The sequence below is a fragment of the Parvibaculum sp. genome (genome assembly GCF_049651025.1).
Taxonomy (GTDB): Bacteria; Pseudomonadota; Alphaproteobacteria; order Parvibaculales; family Parvibaculaceae; genus Parvibaculum.
Genome location: NZ_JBASBH010000047.1, coordinates 1 through 10,081 on the forward strand (window position 1 = coordinate 1; position 10,081 = coordinate 10,081).

A 10,081-nucleotide genomic window follows, 5' to 3' on the forward strand; every position below is an offset into this window, starting at 1 on the left:
GGGGGAGGGTTGGGTGGGGGGTTCGCCGCAGCCGAGAGTTTTTCGAAGAAGCCCCCCCACCCGGATCGCGTTCCGCGATCCGACCTCCCCCTCTAGGGGGGAGGCAAGAGCGGGAATGGCAGCACTCGTATTTCTATTTCTCATTTTCCTCGTCCCCAACGCAGCCCATGCCGATTATCGACTTTGCAATGCGACGAGCTATGCGCTGCAAGGCGCGGTGGGCACCGAGGCGGCTGGCGAGTGGCGCTCGCAAGGCTGGGTGAAGATTACGCCGGGCGCTTGCGTCTCCGCGCTTCCCGGCCCTGTCGCGCAAGGAAACTATTATGTTTTCGCGCGCTCCATCGACGCCCATCAGGGACCGATCAAATATTTTTCGGGCACGGAGCGCTTCTGCACCGTGCCGAAGGATTTCGAGATCGTATCGCGCGAGAACTGCGCGCTGCGCGGCTTTGAATCGAACGACTTCATTCGCGTCGCGACGAAAGTGGGCGATGAATGGACGACGACCTTCAGCGAGCCGCGCGATTATTCACTGGATCAGGCACGGATTGCGGGCGCGCAGAGATTGCTGCGCGACAATGGTTTGCGCGTGCCGAAGATCGACGGCATAGCGGCGAAGAATACGCTGCGCTCGGTCATGGCGTTTCAGCGCGCGAGCGGGCGCGAGGCGAGCGGCGTGATCGATGACGGGCTGATCGCCGCGCTGATCGAGGGCGCGGAAAGCGAACAGGCGAAGTTCGGCCTCAATCTTTGCAACAAGACGGAATATCTCGTCTGGGCGGCGGTCGGCTTTACGGCGGGCGATGAGAACAGGTCGAGCGGCTGGATCAGGGTCGCGCCGGGCGAATGCGCCAAGGCGATCAAGGGCAAGCTCACGCAGCGAAGCTATTATGTCTATGCCGAAGCCGCCGACGCCAAAGGCGCGATGGTGAAGCAAGGCGGACGGCTGCTTGCCTGGTCGGGCACGGATGGCTTTTGCGTGAAGACGACGCGCTTCGAGATCAAAGGCCGGGAAGCTTGCACCACGCGCGGCTATGACGAGCGGCGTTTCATGCGCGTCGATACGGGCGGCAAGGCGCTGTTCAACGTGCCGCTGAACTAACCGGTCGGCGTTCGCGATCTAGCATTTTCATTTCCGCACCCAAGGATGTCATCCCGGGACGACGCTGAATGTTTAGTGGCGCTTTTCACTCTCAATCCGCGTCGACTATGCCGAAATAGTGGAGGTGCCAGAGCATCTCCTTGTCTTCCATCGGATAGTCGATGCCGCCGCGCGGCAGGACGCGGGTTTCGGACGGAACATTGGCGACGAAAATCTGGATCGCGAGCGCGGTGCGCATGGCGAGGCCCGCATGCCAGCATATGGCCGCGATGCCCTTGCCGCTTTTTGCGTCAAGAATGCGCGCGATGTCCGCCTCCGCCGTGCCGGTCTTCAGCGACAGGGAGAGCACGACCGCCGCCTTGTGCTGGAGCGATGCGGCCTTGGTGACAAGCTCGTCGCTCAACGTACCGTTGCGAAAGGCCTTCTTGATATTGGCGATGACGGCATCAGGCGTCGGCGTTGCGCGGTCGGCGTCCTGCTCGATGCGCGTCTGGGCGCGCTCTTTGAGATAGGCTTGCGTCTCGCGATCGAGTTGGCGATTGCGGCCAAGCTCGTCGATCAGCGCGCGCGAAACGAAGACAGCGATGCGGCGCACGGCGCGCAGCGAAAGCGCCGGACGCATGACGAGCGGCAAGTGCCAGGCTTCGATGGACGCGGCTTCGGCGATGATGCGATCCAGCGTTTCTTCGCGGATCTCGGCATTGGGATTTGCCAGCAATTGCGCGATGGCCGGGATTTCGAGCGTGGCGACGATGGCATCGGCAAGCGAGCCGTCGATGCTGCGGCGGCGCGCTATGGCTTCGAGCGCACCCTGCACGCGCGTCGTCGCGACGATTTCGAGCAGGTCTTCGTCGGAGAGCAGCGGCGAATATTCGAGTACCGGGCCGCAGACCGTCTCCTCCACGTCATGGGCGAGCGAGACGGCAAGGCGCTTTGGTACATTGGGGCAGGATTTGATTTCCTCGGCAACGATCTGGCGCACGCGCACAAGCTCGTCCTTTGCGAGACGTTCGAGCAGCACGACGACGCGGTTGCGCACATCGCGGACTTCCGACGGGCGCATGTCGGGCACGATGCGGGCGATCTTTCGCGCAAGTTCGGCGCGCACTTCGCCCTCTTCATCGCCGACGAGATTTTCGTTGGCCTGAATGGGCGTCGAAGGATTCGCGGCGACGAGGCTGCGCACGCCCACATCGGCATCGCCTGCGAGATAGTAGAGCGTTTCGGGCGGAGCGTCGGAGCGCGCGGCAAGTTCGCGTTTCACATCGAGCGAGCGGCTTTCCAATGCGGCGCGTGCGTCTTCATAAAGCAGCCGGGCGGGCAGCTTCTCAGCCGTGAACAGTCGTTTCAAGAAGCCAAAACGCATCGCAAATCTCCGTTGCGCCAGTGTTAAACGAGCGCATTAACGCGGCGTTAAGACGCCAGGCGCGGGAGCCGTGAGGCCTTGCAAAAGAGGCTGCGGACGTCCACCTTTCGCTCATCATGGTTACCGGAACGAATTCATCTTTTGCGCATGTCGAACATTGGGTGTTCGACCTCGACAACACGCTTTATCCGCCAGAGTGCGATCTCTTTGCGCAGATCGATCAGCGCATGGCGGGTTTCATCAGCGAATTTCTGAGCGTCGATGCGGCGGAAGCGCGGCGTCTTCAGAAGGATTTTTACGTCGAGCACGGGACGACGCTTGCCGGGCTGATGAGGGTGCATGGGCTTCAGCCCGCCGCGTTTCTCGCGCATGTGCATGACATCGATGTCAGCGTCGTCGCGCCTGACGCAGCGCTTGGCCGCGCGATTGCGGCGCTGCCGGGTGCCAAGGTGATTTTCACCAATGGCTCGGTCAAGCATGCGGAGAATGTCATCAAGCGGCTTGGCATCGCCGATGTGTTTGACGGGATCTACGACATTGTGACAACGGGCTATTCGCCAAAGCCCGCGCGGCTCGCCTATGAACGGTTTATCGATGCAAGCCGCATCGATCCGGCGCGGGCGGCGATGTTTGAAGACCTGCCGCGCAATCTTGCCGTGCCGCATGAGCTGGGCATGAAGACCGTCTGGGTGAAGCCTGCGGGCGATGCCGGGCCGGAGCGCTATCAGCAGCTATCGCATGAAGGCGGCGACGCGGCTCACGTTCATCATGCTACGGATGATTTGCGGGTGTTTCTGGAGGGGCTGGCGGGGCGATAGCGGAATTTGAGGGGATGCAGAAACCTCAACGCCGCCCGAACAGCTTCTCGATATCCGTCAGCTTCAATTCGACGTAAGTGGGCCGACCGTGGTTGCACTGGCCGGAATGCGGCGTTGCTTCCATTTCGCGGAGCAGCGCGTTCATTTCGTCGGCGGTGAGGCGGCGGCCAGCGCGGACGGAGCCGTGGCAGGCGATGGTGCCGCAGACGTGTTCGAGGCGTTCTTTCAACGAAAGGGCTTCGTCGAGTTCGGAGAGGTCGTCGGCGAGGTCGCGCACGAGGCCCGGCACGTCGAGCTTGCCGAAGACCGCGGGCACTTCGCGCACGACGACCGCGCCCTGCCCGAATGTTTCCAGCACGAAGCCGAGTTCGGCAAGTTCGCCTGCGCGTGTGCCGAGGCGTTCGGCGTCGGCTTCATCAAGTTCGACGACTTCGGGGATGAGCAATATCTGGCGGGCGACGCCGCGTTCCGCCATCGCCTTTTTCATGCGCTCATAGACGAGGCGTTCATGCGCCGCGTGCTGATCGACGATGACGATGCCGTCCGCCGTTTGCGCGATGACATAGGTTTCATGCAGTTGCCCGCGCGCGACGCCGAGCGGGAGCGCGGACGATAATGCGTCAGGCGAAAGCGGCGCGATGTTTTGTTCGTGCTCGACGATCCGGGCGGCGTGAGCGCCGAGATCGGTGAAGGCGCCCTGCCATGCAGGCGGCGTTGCAAAGCCAGGACGCTGCGGCGTGTAAGTTGACATGCCGCCGCCTGAAAATCCCGGCGCGGTGTCGGCGAAGGATGAGACGGGGCGCAGCGCGTCGAGGGCGGCACCGGCGACTGTCGTCGAGGCGCGATGACCGGCATCATGCAGCGCATGTTTCAATGCGCCGACGATCAGCCCGCGCACAAGGCCCGCATCGCGGAAACGGACTTCGGCCTTGGCCGGATGGACGTTCACATCGACGTCGCGCGGATCGATCTCGACGAAAAGCGCAACGGCTGGATGGCGGTCGCGGGCGAGGAAGTCGGCATAAGCGCCGCGCACTGCGCCGACAATGAGCTTGTCGCGCACGGGGCGGCCATTGACGAAGAGAAACTGCATCTGCGCCGTGCCGCGATTGTAAGTCGGCAATCCGGCAAAGCCTGTCAGCGCGATGCCTTCACGCATGGCGTTGATCGCAAGCGCGTTCTCAGAAAAATCGCGACCCATGATTGCGCCGAGGCGCGCGAGACGGCCAGCGTCGCCCGGCATTTCCGGCTCGAGGCGGAACATGTTGCGCGTTTCGCTGGTGAGCGAGAAAGCGACTTCAGGGTGCGCCATGGCGAGGCGCTTCACCACATCGCTGACGGCGAGCGTTTCGGAGCGCTCGCCCTTCAGAAACTTCAACCGCGCGGGCGTTGCAAAAAAGAGATCGCGGACTTCGATGCGCGTGCCAACAGGACCGGCGGCAGGCTCGACCGGCGAGACATTGCCGCCTTCGACGGCGATGCGATGGGCGGTGTCGCCATCGCGTGTGCGGGTGGTGATGGAAAGGCGCGCGACGGCGCCGATGGAGGGCAGCGCCTCGCCGCGAAAGCCGAGCGTTGCGATGTCGTGCAAATCCTCGCGGCCATCGGCACCGCTCGGGAGCTTCGATGTCGCGTGACGCTCGACGGCGACGCTCAGATCTTCGGCGCTCATGCCGATGCCGTCATCGGTGATGCGGATCAACTCGCGGCCGCCGCTGCCGATGACGATGTCGATATGTTTCGCGCCAGCGTCGAGCGCGTTTTCGGCAAGCTCCTTCACCGCGCTCGCAGGACGCTCCACCACTTCGCCCGCCGCGATGCGATTGATCGTGCCTTCGCTGAGGCGACGAATGACGCCCATGTCCTATTTCATCTCCGCGAGATATTTCCTGGCGAGGATCTTGCCCTCTTCCACCGCTGGTTGGTCGAAGGGATCGACGCCGAGAATTTTGCCCGCGATGATGGTTTCCAGCATGAAGTGCATGAAGAGCGCGCCGAGCGTGCGCTCGTTGAGCTTCGGCACGTGGAAGGTGCGAACGGGGCGGCCGTTTTTCGCCAGCGTGTCGATGGTGGCGCGCGCCTCCGCATCGACGAGATCGCCGATATGCTTGCCTGCGAAGCCCGCAAAGGCCGGGTCTTCGGCGAAGGCGGGAAGCACCTGCGGCCCCTCGCCTGCCGTGTCGGTCTTGAAGACGGTGAACATCTTGTCGCGCGGACCGGCGAGATAGAGCTGCAACTGGCTGTGCTGATCGACGGGACCGATCGCGCGGACGGGCGTCGTGCCCTTGCCGTCCTTGCCGAGACTTTCGGCCCAGAGCTGGCAATGCCAGGCGATGAAACGATCGAGCCTGTCGGCATATGCCATGAGAACGGAAATACCGGCGCCCTTCTCACGCTGAAGGGCGATGGAGAGCGCGGCGCCAATGGCGGGCGCGATTTCGGCGGCGGGTTTTCCCGCAAGGATGGGCGTCAGCACATCTTTCGCGCCAGCGCGGATCGCCTCTATGTCGAGGCCGAGAATATCGGCGGGCAACATGCCGACGCTGGTCAGCACCGCATAGCGGCCACCGACACCCGGATCATGCTCGATGGTCGCAAAGCCGTGCTTTTCGGCAAAGGCGCGCAGCGGATTCGGCTTGCCGTCCTTCGCAGGCTCCGTCAGAACCGCGAAATGGTGCTTCATGTATTTGCCGCCGCCTGCCTTTTCGATGGCGCTCATGGCGGCGAGCATCTGGATCGAAGGCTCGGCAGTGCCGCCCGATTTGGAGACGACGAGGAAGCGCGTGGTGCGCAGGTCGGTTGCCGACAATGCGGCCTGCATGGTTTGCGCATCGAGATTGTCGACGATGTAGACGCGCAGGCCCGGCTGAACATGAGCCTGTGTGCCCCAGCCTGTGAGCTGGGCGATGGCTTGCGCGCCCAGCGACGAGCCGCCAATGCCGAAAATGAAAAGATCGGTCGTGTTGTCGAGAAGCTTTGCCGCTATGTCGCGCACGGCGGAAAGATCATCCTTGCGCTCGGGCACGCGCAGCAGCGCCAGAGTTTTCTTTTCGTAAGCGCTTCGAAGCCAGGCGAGCGCGGGCTCGGCATCGGCCAGCGCCTTTTCATAGGCGGCGCGGGAAAGACCGCCCGTGCCGATTTTTTCCTCAAAGCAGGTGTCGATGTGCTGATCGTAAGGCAGGCTCGATGACGACATGAGGCTCACATTGTCCTGACGCGGGGGTCCTGGGGGCGGGCTACTATCTCTTGGGATAACGGGAATCGACCGGGATGCGTTCCGCCGAAAGTCACGTTAACAAGAAGCGGCCGCACTCACCAGTGAGCCTGCCCGCCGAATGCGTCCTAATTGGAGCCGGGGGCCCCTTCGCTCGGGCCTTCCGGCGCGGCGGGCATGGACTTTGTTGGGGCGGGCGGCATTTTTTCCGACATATCGGGCTCGCCGACCACGGCGACGATGAGGCTATCGGCACGCAGCAGGCGTTTTGCCGTGCGGGCGATGTCGTCCTTCGTCACGGCGAGGATCAGGCCATTGCGGCGATCCACATAGTCGATGCCGAGGTTTTCCTGCTGGATCGCCAGAAGCTCGCCCGCGATCTTGCCGTTTGAATTGAAACGCAGCGGATAGGAGCCGGTGAGATAGGTCTTGGCGTCTTCCAGTTCCTTGTCCGTGACGCCGCCTTGCGCCATGCGCTCGAATTCCTTGCGGATGACGGCCAGCGACACGCCGGTGCTCGCATTCTTGGTGCCGACCGCGCCAAGCAGAATGGCGGCGTGGCGCAGCGGATAGAGATAGGTGCTGACCGAATAGGCAAGGCCGCGCTTTTCGCGCACTTCCTCGGTGAGGCGCGAGGAGAAGCCGCCGCCGCCCAGCATGTAGTTCATGACGAAGGCCGGGACGAAATCGGGATCGTCGCGCTTCAGGCCCTCGCCGCCGAAGATGACGACGCTTTGCGGGAAGGGGCGCTTGACGATGACGGTCTTGGCCTTGGGCGCGATTTTTATGTCCGCCACTTTGGCGACCTTCGACTTGGCCGGGAGGGCGCCGAAGGTCTTGTCGAGAAGCGCGCCAAGCTCGGCAGGCTTGATCGGGCCGACAATGCCGATCTGCATATTGTCGCGGGCGAAGGTGTGTTTCGTATAGGCGCGCAGGTCCGCGCGGGTGATCGCGGCCAGCGTCTTCGCCGTGCCGTCAGAGGGACGCGCGTAAGGATGGCTGCCGTAAGCGGCCTTGAACCAGGCTTGCGAGGCGAGCCAGTCCGGGTCCTGCTCGTTGCGGGCGACGATGGAGAAAAGCTGGGCGCGGATGCGCTCCACGGCTTCGGCGTCGAAGCGCGGCCTGGTCAGCGCGACTTCGAGAAGGGAAAAGGCTTCGTCGCGGTTTTCCGCAAGCGTCTTCAGGCGCGCGTTGAAATAGTCGCGGTCTTCGGAATAGGAAAGCACGGCGCCCGAGGCTTCGAGGCGCTTCTGGTAGGCCTGCGAATCCATGTCGCCCGCGCCTTCGTCGAGCAGGCCCGAAACCATATTGGCGAGGCCGAGCTTGGCTTGCGGGTCGCTGGCGGAGCCGCCGGCCCATGAGACATTCATGACGATGACGGGGACTTCATATTCCTCGACGAGCCAGGCCTCGATGCCGCCGGGGCTGACGACGCGCTCGATCTGCATGGCTTGCGCAGGGATCGCGGCGACGACGAGGAAGACGAAGGTGAAAGCGGCGAGCAGGCGCTTCATGGCTTCACCTTCGGCAGAAGTTCGCCGGTGACGGCGTGGCGCGCGTCGAGCACCTTGCGGGCGGCGGCGAGAACGTCTGCGGCCGTGACGGCGCGGACATAATCGGGCCAGAGATAAACGTCCCTGGCGGTGAGGCCGGTCGTCAAGCCGCTGCCATAGGCATAGGCCATGGTCTGTTGCGTATCGCGCGCATAGGTCGCGCTGGCGATGAGCTGCGTCTTGGCGCGCTCAAGTTCGTCCGTGTCGATCTCGGCGGCGAGGAAACGCGCGAGTTCGGCATCGATCGCCTTTTCGGTGGTGGCGATGGAGCCACCGACGCGGGGCAGCGCATAGATGCTGAATGAGCCTGCGCCGAGAAGGTCGCCGCGATACCAGGACTGGACGGCGGTCGCCACCTTGTCGCGCACGACGAGCGAGCGGTAAAGCGCGCTGGTCGAACCGCCGCCGAGAATTTGCGCCAGCACGTCAAGCGCGGCGCTGTCGCGCGTGCCTGCGGCGGCGCTGCTCGGCGCGGGGTATGAGCGGATCCATGTTGCTTCGCGCACGCGCTCGTCATGCAGCGTGACGCGCTTCGGCTCGCTCGGCCAGGTGACAGGCGGGCGCTTGCGCACCAGCGTCGGCGCGCGGGGCGCGATGGTGCCGTAGTATTTTTCGGCGAGCGGCTTCAGCTCAGCGGAGGTGATATCGCCCGCGACGATCAGGATCGCATTGTTCGGCGTGTAGTAGCGGGCATAAAAGTCGAGCGCGTCCTGCGTGCCAAGCGCCTCGACTTCGGATTTCACGCCGATGATGTCGCGGCCATAGGGGCTGTTGCCGTAGAGCGCGGCGTTCATGGCGGATTGAAGCTGGGCGGTCGGCTCGTTCTCGATGCGCATGCGCAATTCTTCGATCACGACGTCGCGCTCGGGCAGGACGTCCTTGTCGGTGAGCTTCAGATGCGTCATGCGGTCGGCTTCCATCTCCATGACGAGGGGAAGCCGGTCCTTGGCGATGGCCTGATAATAGGCGGTGAAGTCGGCGCTGGTGAAGGCGTTGTCCTGACCGCCATTGCGGGCGACGGTCTTGGAAAACTGGCCGGGCGCGATCTTGTCCGTGCCCTTGAACATCAGATGTTCGAGGAAATGCGCGAGCCCCGTCTTGCCCGGCGTCTCATCGGCGGCGCCGATGCGATACCAGACCATATGCGTCACGACAGGGGCGCGGTGGTCGGAGATGACGACCACGTCCATGCCGTTTGCAAGGCGGAACATTTCCGGTGCGGCGGGGCCTTCGGCGACGGCTGCGGGCTCGGTCGTGCGACCGGAATCAGACGCGGCGCCGAGCGGAAAATTTGCGCAGCCCGCAACGAACAGGCAGGCGCAAACGGCAATAGCTGTGCGACGCAGGGCGCGCGCGCGTTTCGACGGGGTGAAGACGAGCGGTGACACCTAGCCGGACTGACTTCAGAAGATCGACGACCAGAGACCCGAGAAGAAACCGGGCTTCTGCGGCGCGACCGACGGCGTTTCACCCTCGGTGACGGGCTTGCCCTGAGCTTCGTTCTGCTGAATGCGGCGACGCTCGGCGTCGGCATCGACGGTACGGGCGTCGGGCGCGGGCTTCTGCTGCCAGAAGAGCACGTCGTCGGTGAAGGTCTTGTCCTTCTCGACGAGGGTGCGCATCTCGCTGTTGACGACCTGACGGATGCGCGGATTGGCTTCGTCGCCGCCGGTATTGGCAAGGAGCGTCTGCTCACCGGCGCTGCCTGCTGCCGCGGAGGCAACGGGCACACCGTTTTCGCCGGTCAAGGCGCGGGCGGCGGCGATGGAGGGCTCGAAGGCCGCTTCCTGCGGGCGCGCTGCGCCGGGCTGGGGCGGACGCAGAGCGAAATCGGGCGGAATGACGAGCGGCGCCTTGGTGACGACGGCGAATTCGTCGGGCGCATTCTTGCCGTAGCCGAGCGTATCCTTGAGGCTGTCGCCGCCGCAGGCGCCAAGCGACAGAGACAAAGCGCCGAGCGCAGCAAGGCTCAGCATCCGTGGGCTCTTCAACATCACTCTCATATTCCTTGACCCTTGAGGTTCGTTC

Annotated in this window: 8 protein-coding genes; 2 read left to right on the forward strand and 6 right to left on the reverse strand. The window is 63.8% G+C overall.

Features of this window, described 5'->3' with window-relative positions; translation table 11 throughout:
- The first annotated feature begins 115 nt into the window (after positions 1–115).
- Positions 116–1,102: a DUF1036 domain-containing protein gene (locus tag WA943_RS06050; protein ID WP_424468956.1), complete on the forward strand. Its 987-nt coding sequence runs from the start codon at positions 116–118 to the stop codon at positions 1,100–1,102.
- A 91-nt stretch (positions 1,103–1,193) separates the two neighbouring features.
- On the opposite strand, the gene WA943_RS06055 is transcribed toward WA943_RS06050, so the two are convergent.
- On the reverse strand, positions 1,194–2,468 hold the full coding sequence (locus WA943_RS06055; protein WP_424468957.1) for a DUF2336 domain-containing protein: 1,275 nt from the start codon (positions 2,466–2,468) through the stop codon (positions 1,194–1,196).
- A gap of 116 nt (positions 2,469–2,584) precedes the next feature.
- Between WA943_RS06055 and WA943_RS06060 the strand changes: the two genes are divergently transcribed.
- A complete protein-coding gene (locus WA943_RS06060; RefSeq protein ID WP_424468958.1) occupies positions 2,585–3,286 on the forward strand; it encodes a pyrimidine 5'-nucleotidase in 702 nt (233 codons plus the stop codon).
- A 25-nt stretch (positions 3,287–3,311) separates the two neighbouring features.
- On the opposite strand, the gene mutL is transcribed toward WA943_RS06060, so the two are convergent.
- From mutL to WA943_RS06085, 5 genes are all read right to left on the reverse strand, one after another.
- Positions 3,312–5,147 carry a DNA mismatch repair endonuclease MutL gene (mutL, locus tag WA943_RS06065; protein ID WP_424468959.1) on the reverse strand — a complete coding sequence of 612 codons (1,836 nt, stop codon included), beginning with the start codon at positions 5,145–5,147 and terminating at the stop codon, positions 3,312–3,314.
- A gap of 3 nt (positions 5,148–5,150) precedes the next feature.
- On the reverse strand, positions 5,151–6,482 hold the full coding sequence (locus tag WA943_RS06070) for a glucose-6-phosphate isomerase (RefSeq protein ID WP_424468960.1): 1,332 nt from the start codon (positions 6,480–6,482) through the stop codon (positions 5,151–5,153).
- 146 nt (positions 6,483–6,628) lie between these two features.
- A complete protein-coding gene (locus tag WA943_RS06075; protein ID WP_424468961.1) occupies positions 6,629–8,014 on the reverse strand; it encodes a M16 family metallopeptidase in 1,386 nt (461 codons plus the stop codon).
- Positions 8,011–9,366, reverse strand: coding sequence for a M16 family metallopeptidase (locus WA943_RS06080; RefSeq protein ID WP_424468963.1), 1,356 nt, complete (start codon positions 9,364–9,366; stop codon positions 8,011–8,013). Before WA943_RS06080 ends, WA943_RS06075 begins: the two co-directional genes overlap by 4 nt.
- A 90-nt stretch (positions 9,367–9,456) precedes the next feature.
- A complete protein-coding gene (locus tag WA943_RS06085; protein ID WP_424468962.1) occupies positions 9,457–10,047 on the reverse strand; it encodes a DUF3035 domain-containing protein in 591 nt (196 codons plus the stop codon).
- Between the last annotated feature and the right edge of the window lie 34 nt (positions 10,048–10,081).